Raw genomic sequence first — 19,032 nt, 5'->3', positions numbered from 1 at the left:
CACTATGTCGCGATTCGTTCTGCCGTCCGAAGACGTTCTGCGCGCCCGCGAGAAGCTCGTGCTCGATCACTTCCACGACGAGGTCCGCCAAGACTGGGACGCCACGCTGGCGACGTTCCCGCATCCGCACTACGAACTGATCTCCCAGATGACCGTCCACAACGGCAACGAAGAGGTCCGCGAGTACTACCACGACACGCGCGTGGCGTTCCCCGACCAGGACCACGAGATCATCGCGTTCCGGCACAGCGTCGACGCCGTGATCGTGGAGTTCTGGCTGCTGGGCACCCACAAGGGGCCGCTCGGCAAGATACCGCCGACCGGATCGAAGCACCGCACCCGCATGACGGCGTACTTCATCTTCGACGAGCACGAGAACCTCGTCACCGAACGGATCTACTTCGACCAACTCACCATCGTCAAGCAGCTCATCGGCGGCATCGACAAGCGCGGCCCGGGGGGCCTGCTCAAGCTCGGTCGCATCCTCAAAGGTCTCCTCGCGATGTCCGGCGGCGCGCCCGACCCGCGCCTGCTCGAGACCACGCCGCCCGACTTCGTCCGTTGACAACCACCGATCAAGGGAGATCTCCGATGACCTCGACGACCACAACGACGACATTGGCCACCATGCGCGCACTCATCGGAGGCCACGGAGCCGACTGGAGCCTGGAAGAGACCGAGCTGCCCTCACAGCTGGGAGCCATCCGGATCCAGGTCCACGCCGCCGGCCTGAACCGGGCCGACCTCTACGCCCTCGAAGGGTCCTACACCGCCAATTCTCAAAGCGAGGGTCCGTTCACCGCCGGCATGGAGGTCGCCGGCGTCGTCGAGACCGGGAGTCTGCTGGCACCGCACCTGCCCGCAGGAACCCGGGTCATGGGCATCACCGTCGGCGCGTTCGCCGACTACGCCCTGTGCCATCCGCGCCTGGTCGTCCCGATCCCGGACCAGCTCAGTTTCGAGGAGGCCGCGGCCCTGCCCGTCGGCCTCATCACCGAGCACGACGCGCTGGTCACTCAGGGCAGGTTCACCGCGGGCAAGTCCGTCCTGATCGTCGGCGGAACCAGTTCGATCGGACTGATCGGCATCCAGCTCGCCAAGGCGCTCGGGGCCGGCACGGTCATCGCCACAACGACCAGCGACGCCAAACGCACCGCGCTGCTGGACGCGGGCGCGGACATCGCCGTGAACACCGCCACCGAGAACCTTGCAGCAGCCGTCCTCGCCGCCACAGACGGCCAGGGCGCCGACGTCACCCTCGATCACGTCGGCGGAGACCTGTTCGCGGTACTCCCGTCGGCCACCGCGATCGGCGGCACCGTCATCAGCATCGGACGGCTCGCCGGACCCACGACCGCCCTCAACCTGGACACCGTCGCCTTCCGCCGCCAGAAGCTGATCGGCACCACTTTCAGCATCCGCACCCGCGCCGAACTCGCCGAGGTCGTTGCCGCACTGGGCGAGGAAGTCCTGCCCGCAGTCGCAGGCGGAAAGATCGCCCCACGCGTCGACACCGTCTACCCGGTGGCGCGAGCCAAGGAGGCTGCCGAGCAGCTTCGCGGCAACGGTGCCACCGGTAAGATCGTCATCTCCTTCGCCGATGCCCACACCGAACCGGCGCCCACCCCCAGCACGGTCGCGAACATCTTCGGGAGCATCGCGCAGATCGGCTACGTCGTACGCGACATCCAGGCGTCGATGGAGAACTTCACCAAGGTCGGCATCGGCCCCTGGTTCTACCTCAAGGGCGTCAAGCCCGGAAACTTCACCTACCAGGGCGAGCCCTCCGACATGACCATGGACGTGGCCGTCGCCAACAGCGGCGACATCCAGATCGAGCTCATCACCCCGGCCAATGACGCACCCTCGATGTACCGCGACTTCCTCGCCGCCGGCAACGAAGGCGTCCAGCACATCGCCTACTGGAGCGAGAACTACCAGGACCTCTACGACCGCGCCCTCGCCGCCGGATTCACCGTCGGGCAGGAGGGCCGGATCGGCGGAGCCGACGGTCGGTTCGCCTACCTGCAGACCGAGCACCATCCCGGCACGGTCGTCGAGATCTCCGATGCCGGGGGCAGCAAGAAGTTCGTCTTCGACTTGATCAAACTGGCCGCCGCCAACTGGGACGGGACCAACCCGATCCAGGAGATCGACGCCAGTCTCATCGGCGGCGACCCCGCTGCCATGGCCGAGATGATGGAGGCATTCGGGTGAAGGTCCACCATCTGAACTGCGGGACCATGCGTCCCTGGGGCGCGCCCGAGGGGCTGGTCTGCCACGTGCTGCTCATCGAGACCGACACCGGACTCGCGCTGTGCGACACCGGTCTCGGTCTCCTGGACCGGGCCGCACCGGGCCAACGGTTCGGACCGGCCCGGCACTTCGTGCGCCCCGCATTCAACGACGCCGAGGCGGCCGTCCGGCAGGTGGAGTCTCTGGGCTTCGACCCGAGGGACGTGCGTGACGTCGTGCTGACCCACTTCGACGCCGATCACGTCGGGGGACTGGCCGACTTCCCGTGGGCCCGCGTCCACCTCACCAACGCTGAAGCCACAGCAGCGCTCCACCCGGCCACCCGGATCGAGAAGGGACGCTACAGACCCGCCCAGCGCGCCCACGGTCCGACACTCGTCCGCCATACGCCCGAAAGGAGCGAGTCATGGCGCGGGTTCGCGGCCGCCACCGAACTCACCGAGATCTCGCCCGGCATCGTGCTGATCAGCCTTCCCGGACACACCCGCGGGCACGCGGCGATCGCCGTCGACGCCGGCGACCACTGGGTGCTCCACGCCGGTGACGCGTTCTACCACCACGGCCAGGTCGACGGCGCCGCGAAGGCGCCGAAGTCGCTGCGCACGATGGAACGCGCCGTCGCCCACGACTGGCGCAAGGTGCAGGCCAACCACCAGCGGCTCGCCGAACTATGGCAGGCCAGTGACCACGACCTGATGCTCGTCAACGCCCACGACCCGAGCCTCCTCGCCTCAGCCCAAGCCCACACCAGTTCCTAGGGGCGTGTTGCGACAGCGGCTCTTGAGATCCATCCAACCAACGGGATTCGTGATGACGAACGCCGCTACTATGCCGTTCGCCCGCCGGTGGTGGCACCCGCCGTGGTGAGGAGAGCGATCGTTGCGGGGTGGGGGCCGTTGTTCGCCCAGTCCAAGGGGGACCAGCCTGTGCCGTGATCTTCCTGCACATTCGGATCGGCGCCGTGTGCCAACAGTTCGCGCACTGTCTCGGTGTGCCCCCAGCATGCGGCTGCGCACAACGGCGTGCCCTCTGCACCGATTCCGCTGCTCTCGGTGTCAGGGGAGGCGCCGGCCGCCAGAAGCAGGCGGGCGATCTCGGCTTCTCCGTTCACGGATGCGGCGTACAGAGGGGTGGTGCCTTCGCTGTCGGCTTGCTCCGGGTCGGCCCCGGCCTGCAGTACCGCCTTCACGACAGCGGTGTCACCCACCGGAATTGCGTTGAGGAGGCGCTGGGAGAGCTTCTTTCGCTGCCGCTGGTTCATGAGGGCCGAGGTTAGCGACTGGGCGCGTGGTGGGGCCAGTCATATCCATTCGCTGATGGCCGCGACCAGCACTGTCGCCTCATAGCGGACCGCGAGACCGGGCTGCCCGCCGTCAGCGCGGTCCGTCAGTCGGCAACAACAGTGTCGAGAAGGCGCCGCTGGAAGGCGGCCAGCGGCGCTCGCGCATGGTCTCCAACACGGACACCCCGGACACCCCGGACGGCAACCCTCTCCCGGTCAGCCCTCTGTGACGGCTTCCCCTGACTGTCCGATTGCCGGTGGCGAGCACGCTGCCTCTCGGCATGCGTGCCCTGGTGCCCGCTGGTGGTCTCCGGAAGAACCGACACGCGGGCTTCGCAGCCGCACCCCGTTGGTGACGTGATGGTTCACAGAGCGGTCTGTTCCCACTCCCAGGGCCTGGCGTGGATCTCCCGCAGCAGTTCGGCGAAGGCATCGCTGTCAAAGAGCAGGCCGTTGTACTCCGCAGGGATCCGCTTGTCGTTGATCACGGCGGTGGGTGTCCCCGGCCCTTTGGGGTCCTTCGCACCCCCGGCCCGCTCGTACTCTTCCTCAGAGGCGGTGACGAAGGAGCGGTATTTCATACTCTTGACGGCCGCGTTGAACTCCGGACCGCGCAGCCCCTCTACCTGGCCGGCCAGTTCCAGTAGATGGGCATCGGTGAACCCGTCGAGGCTCTCCTCGGGCTGGTTGGCGTAGAGCACTTCGTGGTACTCCACGAATTTGCCCTCCTCCAGCGCTGCGCGCAGTGCGTTGACCGCCTTCTTCGAGCCGCTGCCGCCGAGCCTGTCGTCCAGGAAGTCCCGCCCCTCCTTCTGGAACTCGGCATGCGGGACAGCTTCGCCGACTGCGGTGCCGTGCGTGCAGTCCCGCTCTGCGGCCTCCGGTGAAGCCGCACGAAAGGCAGCCGATGGCGCAAAGGAGTACAAACGAAAGATGAAGGAAAACACGCAGACACCCAACGGTGTGGACGAGTGGGCCGACCGCGTTCAGGACCTCTCCAAGACCCCGGACAGCCAGGCCGCCAAGAAGATGGTCGCCGACATCTACCGGACTGCCCAGGACGAGCTGGACGCCCAGCGGGCCCAGGCAGAGTTCGAACGCGAGGAATGACCACCGGGGTACCCACCGTCACCGCGGCCCGCAAGGCACAAAGAGGTGCGGAGCGGGACTTCCCGCAGGGCGCACGCCGCCGCACCCCCTCTGCAGCGCCGCGCGTCGCACTGCTCTGCAGCGCCGCGCGATCCCGTGCCTGCACGCTCAGTCAATCCCTCGGCGACAGCCCGCCCCGCCCCGCCTCGTTCCGGCGCTTGCACCAGGACCACCGGGAGATGCTCATGACCGCAGCCGCGGATGCGGCCCGCTCAGCCGGGGATGTGATCGTTCTCGGCGGCGCCCGCAGCGGGTGGGACCGCCGCCCAGTACGCGAGCCAACTCTCCGGGCTCTCCTCGGTACTCGTCGAGGACCAGCTCCGGGGCGGCGAACGCTCCTACTGGGCGTGCATGCCCAGCAAAGCCCTGCTGCGGCCGACGGAGGTCGCCGACGCGGCCGCCCACTTGCCAGGAGTATCGGCCCGGCTCCAGCTGCGTGACCGCGTGATCCACAACCCGGAATGACACCTCCCAGCTGACCTGGGTGCTGAACACCGGGATCGACGTGGTCCGCGGCTACGGACGGCTCGCTGGCGAAACCTTGGCGTGGGATCTGTTGACCACCTGCTGTCCGCTGGAGAGGGTCTCCCACCGGCCGCCAGTCCTGCATGTCCGGGTCGGCGGTGGTGTCTTCCGGCAGCCGGTCGACAGGGCGGCCCGACTCCCTGTCGAGCTGGGGGAGCCGCACCATGACTCCGTCGACGTCGAACGGTTCCTCACTGAAGGCCACGACGAAATCCACCGCGGGACGCCGTGTGGTGCGTGTGCCGAACCGGGTACGCTGCCCGCCGATTGGGGACCGACAAGGGGAGTGGGCGTGCGCAGAGCCAGGGGCATCATCCGCAGGGGGCTGGTGGCCGCTGCCGTGCTGGCCGGTGTGCTCGCGGCTGAGGGGTGCGGTGTGGACTCGGAGCCGAACGGCTCCCGGGCCACAGGCTCTGCCGGCACGATGGGCTCCCCGAGTTGGGAGTTCGAGCGTGTCTTCGACTTCCATGGACGTCTTGCCGATCTCGCCGCCCTGGCCGAGGACGACGTCTGGGCAGTCGCGATCGAGAGCAACGGCGGCTCCAATGGCCCGTTGCTGCACTACGACGGCACGCGCTGGCAACGAGGGCCCCTCCCCGAGACGTTCGGCACCCCCGACTCGTCACCCGTGCTCCACGAGGTCGGTGACAAAGCCCTGTGGATGGAATGGCACGCCTCAGGAGCGGACTTCGGTGTGACCTCCTGGGCGCTGTGGGACGGCGTCCGCTGGTCAGCGGTGCCGAACCCGCCGCCGGGCAGAGTCCAGCGCCTCGCGGCCGCGGGCCCGGAGGACGTCTGGGCCCTCCTCTGGAACGGTACCGCCCAGCACTGGGACGGCACCCGCTGGACCGCGACCCGGCTGCCGTACGCCGCATCCGACCTGACGGTGACAGGACCCGACGACGCCTGGGCTGTCGGCAGCCGTTCCACCGGGCCGGGCACCGAACAGGGCTCCGGCGAGCGTTACAGCCAGCCCGCCTCGATGCACTGGGACGGTACGTCCTGGAAGCCGGTGGAGACTCCGCAAGCCCACTTCGAGGAGCCCATACCGCCGGAGGCCGGCGCAAGGCTCAACCGGATCATCGCGCTCGACAGCGGTGAGGTGCTCGCGTACGGCACCAACAGCTTCAACCACGGCGAGGGCGGGGAGGAACCCGATGACGAGTTCATCCAGCTGCGCCGGGACGACTCCAAGTGGGTCGCGCAGCAGCCCGCACCCGGCGGGTGCGCCCGGCGGATCCCGGTGGCGCAGGACGACGCGGGCCTGTTCCTCGACCACAACTGGTTCCTGACCGGGGACGGCCGGTGCGTGAAGATCAAACGCCATCGCCTCCCCCTGTCGACCGGTGCCCGCAAGGGGTCGAACCAGTCGCTGTGGCTGGAGGAGGTCCACCGGATACCCGGCACCGACGAGTGGCTGGGCGCCGGACAGCTCTCGGTCAGCCAGTCCGGCGACCCCTTCGCCGCCCCCGTCGTCGTTCGCCTGAAGCGCGGCGGCTGACGCCGTCGGCCGGAAGCGGCTGCGCCCGCGGAGACGCCGTTCTGTCCAGGTCTTCGACGGCCGAAACGGTGTCGCGAGGATCCGGCGGCCCGCATCAGCCGCGCGACCCGGAGGCGTTCGCGTCCGGCGCCTTCCCGCTGGAGCACGGCGTGGATGCGCGGCACTCCGTAGGTTCCGCGCGATCACGTATGAACCTCGTGATCTTCTCGGTCAGCTCGGCGTCACGGACCCGCGCGGGGCCGGCGGTGTGGGTGCGGCGGGCATGGAAGGCGGCACGGGAGACCTGCGGCAGCTCACACGCCCGCTTGATGCTGTGACCTGCCTGCTTCTCCGCCTCCATGAACGGGTGTACCGTCGCCGGGTCTCCTTGGCGAAGAAAGCCGTGGCCCGCTTGAGGACCGCCGCGTCCTCCCGCAGTCGGCGGTCCTCCCGTCGCAACGCAGCCGTGGAAGCCATGTCGGACGAGGAGTTCGTGGCGCGGCTCTTCGAATCGCTCCCGGCCGGGATGCCGTGGCAGCCGTGGCCATGCCGAGCCGTACCTGGCCATCCCCGAGGACGAGCGGCCGCACTGCGCCAACTACACGGTCGCCGACTTCCGTCCCGAGGTGGCGGAGATGGACATCGACTTCGTCGTGCACTGCGGACCCGACGGTGAGATCGAGGGCGGCGCGGCCATCTGGGCCTGCCGTGCCCGGCCCGGCGACGCGCTGGCCGTCCTCGACCAGGGCATCCTCTTCGACTGCCCGCCGGACGCGTCCGAGGTCGTGATCGTCGCCGACGAGACCGGCCTGCCCGCCACCACCGGCATCCTGCGCTCACTGCCCCGGGACGCCGTCGGCCGTCTCATCCAGGAGGTGCCCACCGCCGCCGACCGCCGAACCCTGGACGCGCCGCCCGGCGTGACCGTCACCTGGGTCGTGCGGGACGGGGACGGATCCGTGGGCGGCACCGCCGCACTCCACGAACTCCACCGGCTCACCTCCGCCGACGCCTCCGGGTACGCCTTCGTCGTAGGCGAGTCGACCCTCGCGCAGGAGGGGCGCAGGCACCTCAACCGACTGGGCCTGCCCAAGGACCGCATCACCTTCTCGGGTTTCTGGCGTCACGCGGCATCGGTGGCGGCCTAGGAGCCACGGCGGGATGTGCCGCCGACCGGGGGTGACGGGGGCCGGAGTCGGAAGCGTTCCGCTTCCAGGGCGACGGCCCCTCCTGGAAGCGGTGCCGCGTCTCCGGCCGGCCGGAGGCCCACCGCCCTTCGCCGCCACGCGTCGGCCCACCGTGCCGCAGGCCGGGCTTCGTGTCGGAAACTCATGGCTGGTGCCGGATGGAAGTCGGATCCGACGTGGCGCCGAGACATGCAGGTCGAGCCTGTACCTCGTTCGCGTTGAACGCCGACGCCTGGAAAGCCAAGCGGCCGCGCCGGGAACAGCCGGTCCGGTCGGCACGGTTGTATCGACCGAGGGACCGGCTCCGCACGGGCGGGGGCACGGAGACCGCAAGGTCGTCCGCCCCGCCAGGATCCGGGCCCAGGATTGCGGTACGCCCGCCGCACTTTTTGGACCCAGACGTATTTCTGCAGGAGGACTGTTTCATGACTGACCGGCCCTTGACGCTCATGGCAGTACACGCCCACCCCGACGACGAGGCCACCGGAACCGGAGGGGTCCTCGCGCAGTACGCGGCGGAAGGCATCCGCACGGTTCTCGTGACGTGTACCGACGGCGGTTGCGGTGACGGACCGGGGGGTGCAAAGCCGGGCGATCCCGGACACGATCCGGCGGCGGTCGCCTTGATGCGCCGTCAAGAACTTGAGGCGAGCTGTGACGTCCTGAAGGTCAGCGATCTGGAGATGCTGGACTATGCCGACTCCGGGATGACGGGCTGGCCGAGCAACGACGCCCCCGGATCCTTCTGGCAGACCCCCGTGCAGGAAGGCGCGGCCCGACTCGCGGAACTCATGCGCCACTACCGACCTGATGTGGTCGTCACCTACGACGAGAACGGCTTCTACGGCCACCCCGACCACATCCAAGCCCACCGCATCACCATGGCGGCGCTGGAGATGACCGGGCTGACACCGAAGGTGTACTGGACCACGATGCCCCGCTCGATGATGAAGCGGTTCGGCGAGATCATGCGCGAGTTCCATGAGGACATGCCGGAGCCGGATCCTGCCGAGGCCGCCGCGATGGCCAAGATCGGCCTCCCCGACGATGAGATCAGCACGTGGGTGGACACCACCGCGTTCAGCGGCCAGAAGTTCGACGCGTTGGCCGCGCACGCCAGTCAGGGCGAGAACATCTTCTTCCTCAAGATGGGCAAGGAGAGGTTCGGCGAGTTGATGGGCATGGAGACCTTCGTACGTGTCCAGGACGCCACCGGCGCGGCCGTACCCGAGAACGATCTCTTCGCCGGACTGCGCTGATCCGCCCGTCCGACCGGCCGGGAAGGCGCATCGACCGGACGGCGCGAACTGAGGGACGGTCCCGGAGGCTCTACGCCGCGCCGGCCGCCCGTCATCGTCAGGGGGCGGTACCGGCCGGAGCGCATCCGCGCGGGTCGGTCGTGTGCGGAGTGGGCGGGCGCGCAGGCGGCGCGCCCGCCGTGGGGTCAGCAGGTCGCGCTGCTGGAGATCTTCACGCCGTTGACGGTGAGGCCGGAGCTCATCACGGTGGTCGTGTTCGGCCCGACGCAGAGCGTGCCCGCGTTGCTGCGCAGGTGAGCCACGTCGTCGTTGCGGGTGTTGAGGATGATGTAGCCCTCACGGGACGTGACGTCCTGGAATCCGCTGGTGATGACCTGGAACTTGGCGGCGGGGTGGCCGGCTGTGACGGCGGCCCGGTCCACGTACAAGCAGACGTACGGGTACGCGCAGCCGTGCTGGACCGGCTCCGCGTTCGCGGCGGGGCACCGGCCATTGAGGCGGCCGCGACCGCGCCTGCGACGACGGCGAGGTTCGCCGCTCTACGGAGTATGGAGTTCATCAGGCCCCCGGGGATTCGATTCGGTTCGGGTTCATCGGTAAGCGGTGTTCGACCGCGGGGACAGCGCACGCCGTGCCGGGCACAGGTCAGGGTGCGGAGGTGTTCGCCGTCTTCCGCGGCGACAAGTCCGCGCGGAGTAGGTTCTCACGCGGTCGCACATGTGATCGACCGTCATGGTGTGTGCGGCTACGGGGACTTCGTGTGCGGGCGGGGCAGAAGAGCTTTCTCGCGGACGCCGGCGACACACTGCCGGCTGCGGTCGCCGGGGGTGCCCGACATCATCCTGGCCACAGTCCGGGACCGGAAGGCGGCCCCCGTGATGGCCGCCGGGTCCGGACCAGCTGGGGGCGGCCGAGTACAGGCACACGTCGGCCCCGCCAACCCGGTCCCGTGTCCGTCGGTAACGCTGCACTCAGCGCCGTGGCCAGGCCGACGCGGTCGGCGATCGTCTCCGCAGCAGCGCTACGCCCGCGTGGTCGCTCGGGTTCTTCCCGTCAGCCCCGTCAGCCCCGTCAGCCCCGTCAGCCCCGTCAGCCCCGTCAGCTCGTCTGCCCGCCCGGCCGTCTGCCCGTACGGCCAGCCGGTGATCCCATTTGCTGATGGCCAGGTGCCTCCGGCCCTGATTCACCACGGTCCAGTACCTCGTCGTCCCCGGCTGGGCCGAGAGTCTCAGGCGCTACCAGGCCCTCATGGAGAGCCTGCTGGCAGCGCCTCACACGTCGCTGTACGGACGTCGCGGCCGCAGTGCCACGGGGGCTGCTCAGAGGTGGCCGTCCAGGAACTTCCGTACCTCGGTGATGGTCATGGGCCCAGTGCCGTGCGCCACCGCCTCCCCCTCCTTCAGTAGGACGTAGGAGGGGGCTCCGGTGATCCCGTATCGCTCGGTTGCGGCCGGACAACGCGTGATGTCGGTGCGGACGGCCGTCAGGCGGCCCGCGTACTCGTCGGCGATGCCACCCACGACGAGGTCCATCACCCGGCAGGGCTCGATCGCCTTGGGCCATGTCCCGGTGAAGTACGCGAGGACCGGGACTCCGCTCATCCCGAGGATGAAATCGAACTCCGCGTCCTCACGGGGTTGGTGAACCCGCTTCGTCATGGAAGCTCCTGACCTCGCGTTCCGTCATTCCATCCCCATCATCCCCCGCGCGGTGCGGCAGTCCGGCCCGGTCGGTCGCCGGCTGACCTGTCGCGGACGGGTGGCGCCGGCACTCCCGGCATCTGCGGGACCGGCCACTGACAGCCAGGCGCCAGCCCATTCGAGTACTGCGTACATCTGACGCTGGAACAGCAACGACAGCGTCGAGAAGGCGCCGCCGGAAGGCGGCCGGCGGCGCTCGCGCAAGGTCTCCGGGACGGACACCCCGGACGGCAGTCCTCTCCCGGTCAGCCATTCTGTGACGGCTTCCCCTCGCTGTCCGGCATCCAGCTCGGCGCCTGGACCCGCTCACGCAGGCCCAGGTCCCACTCACGCACCTGCTGGGCCGCGCGTCAGCCGACGCTGAGGTCTTCCATCCAGCTGGAGGCCGTGATCGCGTGGGCTGGGCGGCCGGCTGCCTGGTCGTATTCGGCGGCACTCAGCGAGGTTGGAAGAATGCGAGCATCTTCTGGGCGGCGTTCGGCGACGTCAGCAATTCCTGGATGTCCGCGGACATCCGGGCGGCAGCGCTGGTGCGTTCGAACATCTCGCGTTCGTATTCTTCGACGGCAGCGGGAAAGTCGTCCGGGTGCGCGGCCAGCGCGAGACCGAGCAGGGCGCCGTCGAGCAGCGCCATGTTGGCGCCCTCTCCCACCGGCGGCATCAGGTGCGCGGCATCGCCGACCAGCGTGACGCCTGGCGTCGACGGCCAGGTCAGGCCGACCGGGAGTGTGGTGATCGACCGCGGCACGACCGTATCGTCGCAGGCCGCGATCAGCGCGGTGAACCGTGAGTCCCAGCCGGGGAGGTCGATCAGCCGCGCCCGGGCGGCGGCCGGGTCGTCGAACGGGATCCCGCTGGTAGTGAACCAGTCCTCGGCGGTGTTGTAGAAGCTGAGGCCGATGCGAACGCGGCCGTCGCCGTTGCGCTGCGCCGCCAGGGACAGTCCATTGCCGAGCACCCAGTAGTTGCCGCGCCCGACCATCGCCGCGAGGTCGGGGTGCGTGCGGTCGATGTCGGGAATGCCGATCTCGACGACGTTCTGGCCGATGTGCGCCGGGCGGGCGTCGGTGAGCAGCGAGCGGACCCGGGACTGCGCGCCGTCCGCGCCGACCAGGAGGTCATACGTCGCACTGCTGCCGTCGGCGAAGTGCAGCGTGCCGTTGTCGGCGGATGTGAACGCGTGCCCCCAGCGCACCACGTCTTCGGGGAGCGAATCCAGCAGCAGACTGCGCAGATCGGCGCGGTCGACCTCGGGTCGATCGAGCGGGGCGTCGTCGGGTGTGTCCTCCTGGAGCAGCAGGGTGCCGTCCGGCTCGAGAAGGCGCATGTCCTGGCCTTCACCACGGGCAATCGCGTGGAACTGGTCGATCAGACCGGCCTCGCGCAGCGCCCGCTGGCCGGAGTGGATGTCGAGCATGCCGCCCTGACCGCGCGCACGGCGTGACGGTTCGCGTTCGTACACGACGGCGTCGATGCCGTTCACGTGCAGCACACGGGCGAGAGCCAGGCCGCCGAGGCCGGCTCCGACGATGGCGATGGTCATGGTTGCCTCTCCTTCGATCCAGCCGATACATCGTATTGACCGATACACTGTATCGCCCGATGCGATGTATTGTTAGCGGCATGTTGGTGTGGGAGAGGCCTGAGCCACCGAATCGACCCGTGCCGGCCCCGTTGAGCCGGGAGCGGATTGTGCGGGCGGCGATCCAATTGGCTGACGCGGACGGCCTGGACGCGGTGTCGCTGCGCAAGGTGGCCACCGCGCTGGATGTCCGTCCGATGCGGCTGTACGGCTACATCGCCAGCAAGGAGGAGTTGCTCGACCTGATGGTCGACGCGGTCCACGCCGAGATCCGGCCGGTCGGAGACGGCTGGCGGGAGGTGCTGCTGTCTCTGGCCGGAGCCACTCGGCATGCCGCTCACGAGCACGAATGGCTTGCCGATCTACTGGGTGGCCGACCCCAGCTCGGACCGCAGGCGCTGGCCAGCGGGGAGGCCGTGGTGGCCGCACTGGACGGCGTCGACGTGGACGCCATCATGCCGGTGGTCGCTGCAGTCAACGCGTATGTGATCGGCGCGGTGCGTCGGGAGATCGCCGAGCGACGTGCCGAGCGGGCCACCGGGATGGACGAGAAGCGTTGGCAGGCCTCGCTCGGGCCCTATCTGGAGCGGACCTTCGCCACCGGCCGATTCCCCGCGCTGGCCACGGTGGTGCGCGATGCCGCCCACCTGGACGCCGACCACACCTTCCGGATCGGCCTCGACTTCCTGCTCGATGGCATCGAAGCCCGCATCTCAAGGTGACGCGCGGCCGAAGGACCGGGCCGATACCGCCCTATCGCCAGGTCGGCGCTGCCGTGTTGCGACGACGTAGCCTCGCCCGCAGTGAGGAGCCGGCGTGCTTCGTCGCGTGGGACAGGGCGCCGCCGTTTACCCGCGGCGTGGCAACTGCCCACATGCACCTCGACGGGTGGACGGCCGTTGCCGATGCCGAACCCCTTTGCGAGCACAGATGAAGGGCTGCGGATCATGACTACGACGCAAAGGCAAGAAAGTTCGACTTCTCCGCGAAGCTGATCACCGGCCACTCCCGCCGTAGCCGGCTCAGGATTTGGCGGGCCAGAACTGCACGAGGTAGCGCTCCACGCCGTAGCCAGTGCCTTCGCCCTCCGACAGGGCCGCGGCCTCGGCCCGGCCCGCACAGTGGACACGGACGTGCCAGGAACCGCCGGAGTCCGCCAGCGTGATCAGGTCCTCCGTCCGGCCCGTATACATGGACCACACGGCTACCTGACCACTGGTCGACGTGAATTCGGCTTCGGCCATCTCGTCCCAGTCGGCACGGTTGTGCTGAGGCGGTGGCCCGTCCCACACCTCGACGCGGACCGCGGCGGTGTGGGTATGGCCACCGCTGGTGATATCCACGCGCCCTGGGTGAGTGCTGACAAACACATGCCGGTTGAAGTCGTCCGGGAAGGGAACCGGCAGGTCCCCGTCATCGGACTCCTGCAACCCGAAGGCGTGAAAGCCCACGTCAGCATTCACATCCTGCTGCCGCACAAGCTCTGCCATGAGCGCCCTTCGCCGGTCGACCTATCGTCCGCGCCGCAGTGCGGATTTCTCACCACAGTCCTTCACCGCTCGTACGTGCTGGTAGGGGAGGAGTTCCTCGCCTGAGCAAGGCGCTCGCGCGCAGGCGTTGGACGCTACGGCGCAGGCGGCGTCTGGGGCCGTTCGTCGGGCGCGGGTTCGGACATGGGCTCCGCCCGAACCAACTCCTGGTACCGCTGCCATAGTTCGGGCCGGGTGTCGTCCATGTACCAGCTGCGCAGGAAGAGTTCCAGGAAGGCGCTCTCCGTCTCGTCGCCTCGGCGGCGGTAGCGCGCCGGGTCCGATTCGACCTGCGCGGCCACCGGCCGCGCGCCGACCGGCCCCTCCGCCACGGTCAGCCGGTAGATGCCGTGACCGGTCCAACTGCGGTGCAGAGTGAGCTGATTGCCCTCCAGGTACACGTCCCACTTCTCGTCCATGCTCTGCGACCGGATGCCGTGCCGGATCCGCTGCCACTGCCCAGCGGTCCACTCCAGGTCCGGGACCGGAACGGGTGCGGGGCGATGCAGCGGCGTCACGTCGTGGCCGAGCCCGGCGCGACCGAGGTCCTCACCGAGAACGTCCTCCGCCACCCACTCGGGGAGCGCCTCGCAAGCGGCCCGCCACGTGGCGGGGATGCCCGCCGTGCCGACCCGCGAGGCGACGATCCCGCCGACGATCGCACAGGTGGTGTCCACGTCCCCGCCGACCGACGCGCACGCCCACAGCGCCTCCTCGAAGTCCTCCAGATGGCGGGCCGCGCACCACAGGGCGAACGGCACGGTGTCCACCGCGCTCACCTGCCGCCCGTTGCCCAACCGGTGCGCCGCGTACTCGGCGTGCGGTTGTCCCAGCAACCGGCGTGCCTCGGCCACGCCCGAGCGAACCCGTCCCCGCGGGGTCAGTTCCTCCACCGCGGCAAGCAACTGGGCTCCGGTGAGCGGCCGTACGGTGCCGCGAGCCGCGTACGCGGCCGCCACCGCGACCGCTACGGCCCCGGCCACCGCCTCCGGATGGGTGTGCGTCACCCGAGCCGACCGCCCGGCCTGGGCAGCCGCCTCGGCCGGATCCACGGCAAACCAGGCTCCCAGGGGCGCGACACGCATCGCGGCCCCGTTGCCCCACGACCCCTGGCCGTCGAAGAGCCCGGCGGCCAGCTCCGTCCACCGTCCGCCTTCGCGGACCAGGCGCAGCAGCCTGTTCATCGCGGGACCGTAGCCGCGGTCGAAGTCGTGCCTGCGGGCGAAGCCCTGCGCCAGGTCGTACTGGTCCACGGCGCCGCGGCTGCGCAGTACGCCGAAGACCGAGCAGGCCATCTCGGTGTCGTCCGTCCACGGCCAGTCGGCGGGCGGCAACCGGCGCTCCCGGAGACAGGGGAGATTGTCGGGTACGAAGAACTGGGCACCGAAGGCGTCACCGACCGCAAGCCCGCGAAGAGCGTCGCGAGCGGCCGAACGGTGGTCGAAGGAACGGAAGTCGGAAAGGTCGAGGGAGGGGAGTTCAGTGGGCATCACCTCAATCCTGCCAACCCCGCCCCTCACATCGCCACGGCATTGCCGGCTCCCCCCGCTTCCCAAACGAATACACGACGAGTCCCACGGCACCGGCTGCGACGCGGAGGAAGACCAGGACGAACGCGGTACGGAGAGGTAGGGGGTGAGCGGCATGGACACTGCGGCGCGCAGCGATCGATACGTGGGGCCTGCCGAGCTGAAGGCTGCCGTACGGGCCGGACTTGAGGGCAGCAGCATCAGGACGGCCGCCACGCGCAGTTGGTTCAGTCGTCGGCCGCAATGAGGAGCGTGACCTGCTGCCAAACGCAACAGCAGAACTGCCCGCAGACTCCGCACCGCCCGGTACAAGACGGCAGCAGGCGCGCTCGCCCCACTGATCCTGCTGCGTCCCATGATCTGGCTGTACATCGGCTCAGTCCTTGCCGCCGCGGGCGTCGGCTGGATGGCGTGGCAGCTATGGCGCACCGACAGGCTGCTGCGCAGCAAGGACGCCACGTGGAGACGGCAGGAGCAGATCGCAGCGGGACAGCGGACGCTGGCTGTGAACGACACACTGTCCGGAACTCAGTTCGAGGAAGTGGTCGCTGAGTTGTGCCGCCGTGACGGCTGCTCAGAGGCACGCACAGTCGGCGGTACCGGAGACGACGGAGCCGATTTCGTGTTTCCGTACGCGGGCAAGCGTGGCTGTAGTTTCAAACTCTTGTACTGCCGCAGAACGTAATCATGTCGTCCATTACGATCCGTAACATTCCGGATGAAACCATGACCCGTCTCAAGGTGCGCGCCCCGCAGACCGGCGAGTCCCTCCAGGAATACCTCCTCGAGCTCATCACCGGCGAGGCACAGCAACCCACCCTGGCGGAAACGGCCGAACGCAACCAGCGGTACGCCTGTGCCCTACGCGAGGAGCGTACTTCCCAGTGACCGTCAATGTTGACCTGCCCGACCACATACGCGCTCGCTGCACCGAGCTTGGCGACGGTGTGCTGTACGCGGTCAAGACCTTGGCCCGGCAGCTGGCCGACGATCCACGCCTGGGCGAGCGCGCCGGCAGGCTCGGCATGTACGCGGCGACGATCGACAGCGACACCTTCGATGCGTGTCCACCCCTGATCGTGCGCTACGCCTACGGTCCGCCCCTGCTGGACGTGGACCGGATCGAGATCCGAGACATCGAGGCGACCGGGCCACTCCCCGACGCCGGCGACGAGCAGGTCCCCGCGGCCGTGCAGGATCCTCGCCTGCAGCAGATCGCCACGCGACAGGTGACCGAGGCATGGCGGCGGATCACCAGCTGGCTTGAGCAGCACGCGCCCGCCACCCATGCGGCGCTGCTGCCCGGCGCGTCCACGTACGAGATCGCCGCGCTGGAGCAGGCACTTGGGGTACGTGTCCCCGTGGAGCTGCAGGCGTTGTGGCTGCTGTGCGCGGGAGGCAAGGACACCCCGGGGGCGGGTGTGATGCCCGACTACGGCTGGGCGTTGATGCCGCTGGGCACGGTGGCCACGTCCTACCGGTGGCATAGGGAAAACCAGCGGGAGCTAGGCATCGGGTGGGGCGCTGAAGAGGCGATGGTATGGAAGCCGTCATGGATTCCGTTCTGCTCATGGTCGGTGACCGACACCAGCGTTGGCCTGTTCATCGACGCCGAGACGGGCAAGGTCGGGCACTGGGACGACACGACCGTGCGCACTGTCGTGGACCAGACGTTGAGCATGCTGCTGGAGGAGACGGCCGACAAGCTGGAGAATCCGCAGCTGGCCACCGGCTACCTGCCGGGGCTGATCGGCGGCAGGCTGGTGTGGGGGCCGCCGCTCGCCGCGGATGAGGCTGCCCTGTGGGAGCGGTTCACCGGCTGACGTACGGGAACGCGGAAGGGGGGTGAACAGGTGATGACCTGTCCACCCCCCTTCTTTTGCCCTGTCCGAGGGCTAGGCGGTGCTAGACCTTACGCCAGATGCAGGTCGTCGCCGTCCCCGAGCAGTGGTTGAAGCCGAGGGTGTCGACGAAGAACCCGTCATCGTCCAGCAGCCGCCACATGCTGGGCTGGAGCTTGCTGAACGCGCCCTGGTTCTGCGCGGAGTCGATCGCCGCCCGTCCGCAGCGTTCGGTGCCGGTGGGGCCGTTGGTCGCCGTGCGGGTGTCAGCGAACAGGCCGAACGACGTCGACCCGTCACCGACGCCGTTGAACGCCCAGTCCGTGTACAGCTGGGCGCACTTGTTGCCGTCGGTCACCTGGTTGACGCCGCCGGGGAATCCGCGGCTCTCGTGGGTGGACGCGGGGGCGTACTCGTCGCAGTCTGTGCTGCTCACGATCGGGTCGGCGGGGTGCTTGGTCCACGTGGACGGGCACACAGCGCGTTCTGCACGCGTGACAGCCTAGATGCGCGCAGGTCACGGACGGCAGACCCATCGGATACGCCCTAGGAGCCACCGCCACCGCCACCGCCACCGCCACCGCGACCGGCACCGGGCCCGTCCAGGGTGATGTCGTCGGCGTAGTACCTGCCCTGTGCGTACCAGCCGTGCACGTAGATCGTCGCGCTGGTCTGGGAGGCGCCGGTGGTGAAGGAGACGGTCAGTGGGCTGTATCCGGAGGGGGAATTGGTCCAGGTGGAGGCACCGCCGTTCACGCCCAGGTACACATAGGCGCCGCGGACCCAGCCGCTGAGTGAGTAGGTGGTGTTCGGCCGTACCACGACGGTCTGGTTGCACTGCGCGGTGTCGCTCGAACTCACCTTCCCCTGAAGGGCCTTGGAGCCCGCCTGGACGGGGGAGTTGACGATCGAGCCCGGGTTGCCGGTGCAGCTCCACGGCGAGAGGCTGCCCGACTCGAAGCCGGGGTTGGTCAGCGCGTCGGCGGCCCCGACCGAGCCCGGGGCGGCCGATGTCGGGGCGGCCGACGCGCTCGCCGGGGGTGCGGCCGGGGTGGCGTCGCTACGGCTGGGGATCAGGAGGGAGCAGCCGAAGCCGACGACGGCCGCCGCGACGACCGCGATCACCACGGCCGCCCGGCGCTGTCCGGGCCCGAGGCGCGGGCGGCCTACGGGACGCGGCGGGCGGGCCTCGCCGTCGGGTGCGGGGAGTTCCTCCGTCTTGCCGCCGGGGACAGGCGGGAGTTCCTCTGTCTCGCCGTCGGTCCGAGTGTGTGGGGCGGGCGCGTCCACGGTCTCGTGGCTGCGGTAGTCCTTGTCCTGGCGTATCTCTTCGAGCAGTTGGGCCAGCGCGTCGGTGCGGCGCGGGCGCAGCACGCGGATGGGCTCCAGCGCGGGGTGCTCGTCCGGTGAGTCGGACGCGGGCGGTGTGGGCACGGTGCTCTCCTTCCGTCCCGTGGTCTGAACTGTCCCTCTGGAATTGATACGCAAGGCCCGCTCCGGAGGTTCAGTCGACGCCGCGCCGGGGGAAGCCACGCGGGACGCCGGTGAGGTCCGGGACAGCCGTACATCGATCCGGCGTCGACGAGGCATCGCCCACACCATCTCCGAGCGGGCCGATCAAGTCCGCAACCGCTGACCCGCCAACGAACCCTCATCCGAGGATCAGCAGCAAAGGTCACCAAGGCCGCTTGGATCAGTCCGTCTCCCCGTCTC

17 protein-coding genes and 4 pseudogenes are annotated in these 19,032 nt (G+C 69.2%); 11 read left to right on the top strand and 10 right to left on the bottom strand.

Features of this window, described 5'->3' with window-relative positions; all coding sequences use genetic code 11:
• Positions 1 to 4: 4 nt before the first annotated feature.
• Genes ACWD68_RS28635 through ACWD68_RS28625 form a run of 3 tightly spaced genes read left to right on the top strand, consistent with a single transcriptional unit; the run spans position 5 to position 3,014 of the window.
• Positions 5 to 565 (top strand): ester cyclase, encoded by a 561-nt coding sequence (locus ACWD68_RS28635; RefSeq protein ID WP_451809341.1) that lies wholly within the window; start codon positions 5 to 7, stop codon positions 563 to 565.
• A 26-nt stretch (positions 566 to 591) separates the two neighbouring features.
• Positions 592 to 2,217, top strand: a complete 1,626-nt coding sequence (locus ACWD68_RS28630) for a zinc-binding dehydrogenase (protein ID WP_451809340.1) — start codon at positions 592 to 594, stop codon at positions 2,215 to 2,217.
• Positions 2,214 to 3,014 (top strand): MBL fold metallo-hydrolase, encoded by an 801-nt coding sequence (locus ACWD68_RS28625; protein ID WP_451809339.1) that lies wholly within the window; start codon positions 2,214 to 2,216, stop codon positions 3,012 to 3,014. The genes ACWD68_RS28630 and ACWD68_RS28625 overlap by 4 nt, the downstream gene beginning before the upstream one ends.
• A 68-nt stretch (positions 3,015 to 3,082) precedes the next feature.
• On the opposite strand, the gene ACWD68_RS28620 is transcribed toward ACWD68_RS28625, so the two are convergent.
• A complete protein-coding gene (locus ACWD68_RS28620) occupies positions 3,083 to 3,517 on the bottom strand; it encodes an ankyrin repeat domain-containing protein (protein ID WP_451809338.1) in 435 nt (144 codons plus the stop codon).
• Between the two features lie 386 nt (positions 3,518 to 3,903).
• The gene (locus ACWD68_RS28615; protein ID WP_451809337.1) at positions 3,904 to 4,485 is read right to left on the bottom strand and encodes a DsbA family protein; all 582 of its coding nucleotides are present in this window, start codon (positions 4,483 to 4,485) and stop codon (positions 3,904 to 3,906) included.
• On the opposite strand from ACWD68_RS28615, the gene ACWD68_RS28610 reads away from it, so the two are divergent.
• The 4 genes and pseudogenes from ACWD68_RS28610 (at position 4,472) to ACWD68_RS28595 (ending at position 9,138) form a co-directional block, all read left to right on the top strand.
• The gene (locus ACWD68_RS28610; RefSeq protein ID WP_451809336.1) at positions 4,472 to 4,648 is read left to right on the top strand and encodes a hypothetical protein; all 177 of its coding nucleotides are present in this window, start codon (positions 4,472 to 4,474) and stop codon (positions 4,646 to 4,648) included. The two genes, ACWD68_RS28615 and ACWD68_RS28610, sit on opposite strands and share 14 nt — an antisense overlap.
• Positions 4,649 to 5,504: 856 nt before the next feature.
• On the top strand, positions 5,505 to 6,713 hold the full coding sequence (locus ACWD68_RS28605; protein ID WP_451809335.1) for a hypothetical protein: 1,209 nt from the start codon (positions 5,505 to 5,507) through the stop codon (positions 6,711 to 6,713).
• Positions 6,714 to 7,243: 530 nt separating this feature from the next.
• Positions 7,244 to 7,840, top strand: a pseudogene (locus ACWD68_RS28600) (siderophore-interacting protein); the annotation flags it as partial.
• A 464-nt stretch (positions 7,841 to 8,304) separates the two neighbouring features.
• On the top strand, positions 8,305 to 9,138 hold the full coding sequence (locus ACWD68_RS28595) for a PIG-L family deacetylase (protein WP_451809334.1): 834 nt from the start codon (positions 8,305 to 8,307) through the stop codon (positions 9,136 to 9,138).
• Between the two features lie 185 nt (positions 9,139 to 9,323).
• Here the strand turns inward: ACWD68_RS28595 and ACWD68_RS28590 are convergent, their stop codons facing one another.
• The 3 genes from ACWD68_RS28590 to ACWD68_RS28580 all read right to left on the bottom strand — a co-directional run bounded on the left by ACWD68_RS28590 (position 9,324) and on the right by ACWD68_RS28580 (position 12,381).
• On the bottom strand, positions 9,324 to 9,560 hold the full coding sequence (locus ACWD68_RS28590; RefSeq protein ID WP_451809333.1) for a hypothetical protein: 237 nt from the start codon (positions 9,558 to 9,560) through the stop codon (positions 9,324 to 9,326).
• 897 nt (positions 9,561 to 10,457) lie between these two features.
• Positions 10,458 to 10,796 (bottom strand): thioredoxin family protein, encoded by a 339-nt coding sequence (locus ACWD68_RS28585; protein WP_451809332.1) that lies wholly within the window; start codon positions 10,794 to 10,796, stop codon positions 10,458 to 10,460.
• A 478-nt stretch (positions 10,797 to 11,274) separates the two neighbouring features.
• Positions 11,275 to 12,381 (bottom strand): FAD-dependent oxidoreductase, encoded by a 1,107-nt coding sequence (locus tag ACWD68_RS28580; RefSeq protein ID WP_451809331.1) that lies wholly within the window; start codon positions 12,379 to 12,381, stop codon positions 11,275 to 11,277.
• Between the two features lie 80 nt (positions 12,382 to 12,461).
• Here ACWD68_RS28580 and ACWD68_RS28575 point away from each other — a divergent pair, with 80 nt between their 5' ends.
• Complete coding sequence (locus ACWD68_RS28575; RefSeq protein WP_451809330.1) at positions 12,462 to 13,142, top strand: TetR/AcrR family transcriptional regulator; 681 nt, start codon at positions 12,462 to 12,464, stop codon at positions 13,140 to 13,142.
• Positions 13,143 to 13,222: 80 nt separating this feature from the next.
• On the opposite strand, the pseudogene ACWD68_RS28570 reads toward ACWD68_RS28575, so the two are convergent.
• The 3 genes and pseudogenes from ACWD68_RS28570 to ACWD68_RS28560 all read right to left on the bottom strand — a co-directional run.
• Positions 13,223 to 13,369, bottom strand: a pseudogene (locus tag ACWD68_RS28570) (DUF6233 domain-containing protein); the annotation flags it as partial.
• Positions 13,370 to 13,442: 73 nt separating this feature from the next.
• The gene (locus ACWD68_RS28565) at positions 13,443 to 13,910 is read right to left on the bottom strand and encodes a hypothetical protein (RefSeq protein ID WP_451809329.1); all 468 of its coding nucleotides are present in this window, start codon (positions 13,908 to 13,910) and stop codon (positions 13,443 to 13,445) included.
• Between the two features lie 608 nt (positions 13,911 to 14,518).
• Positions 14,519 to 15,439, bottom strand: a pseudogene (locus ACWD68_RS28560) (ADP-ribosylglycohydrolase family protein); the annotation flags it as partial.
• Positions 15,440 to 15,833: 394 nt separating this feature from the next.
• Here ACWD68_RS28560 and ACWD68_RS28555 point away from each other — a divergent pair.
• From ACWD68_RS28555 to ACWD68_RS28545, 3 genes are read left to right on the top strand one after another with little or no spacing between them, the layout of a single operon-like run.
• Positions 15,834 to 16,163, top strand: a complete 330-nt coding sequence (locus ACWD68_RS28555; protein ID WP_451809328.1) for a restriction endonuclease — start codon at positions 15,834 to 15,836, stop codon at positions 16,161 to 16,163.
• A 2-nt stretch (positions 16,164 to 16,165) separates the two neighbouring features.
• Entirely contained in the window at positions 16,166 to 16,366 is a 201-nt protein-coding gene (locus tag ACWD68_RS28550) for a FitA-like ribbon-helix-helix domain-containing protein (protein WP_451809327.1), read from the top strand.
• Entirely contained in the window at positions 16,363 to 17,301 is a 939-nt protein-coding gene (locus tag ACWD68_RS28545) for an SMI1/KNR4 family protein (protein ID WP_451809326.1), read from the top strand. Before ACWD68_RS28550 ends, ACWD68_RS28545 begins: the two co-directional genes overlap by 4 nt.
• Positions 17,302 to 17,383: 82 nt before the next feature.
• Here ACWD68_RS28545 and ACWD68_RS28540 read toward each other — a convergent pair whose 3' ends face one another.
• Positions 17,384 to 17,755, bottom strand: coding sequence for a hypothetical protein (locus ACWD68_RS28540; RefSeq protein WP_451809325.1), 372 nt, complete (start codon positions 17,753 to 17,755; stop codon positions 17,384 to 17,386).
• 140 nt (positions 17,756 to 17,895) lie between these two features.
• Positions 17,896 to 18,396 (bottom strand): annotated as a pseudogene (locus ACWD68_RS28535) (carbohydrate binding domain-containing protein); the annotation flags it as partial.
• Positions 18,397 to 19,032 lie beyond the last annotated feature (636 nt).

The organism is Streptomyces sp. NPDC005141, from assembly GCF_053599975.1.
The sequence above is the reverse complement of the archived record's forward strand: the minus strand, read 5'-3'. Positions and strand labels throughout refer to the sequence as shown.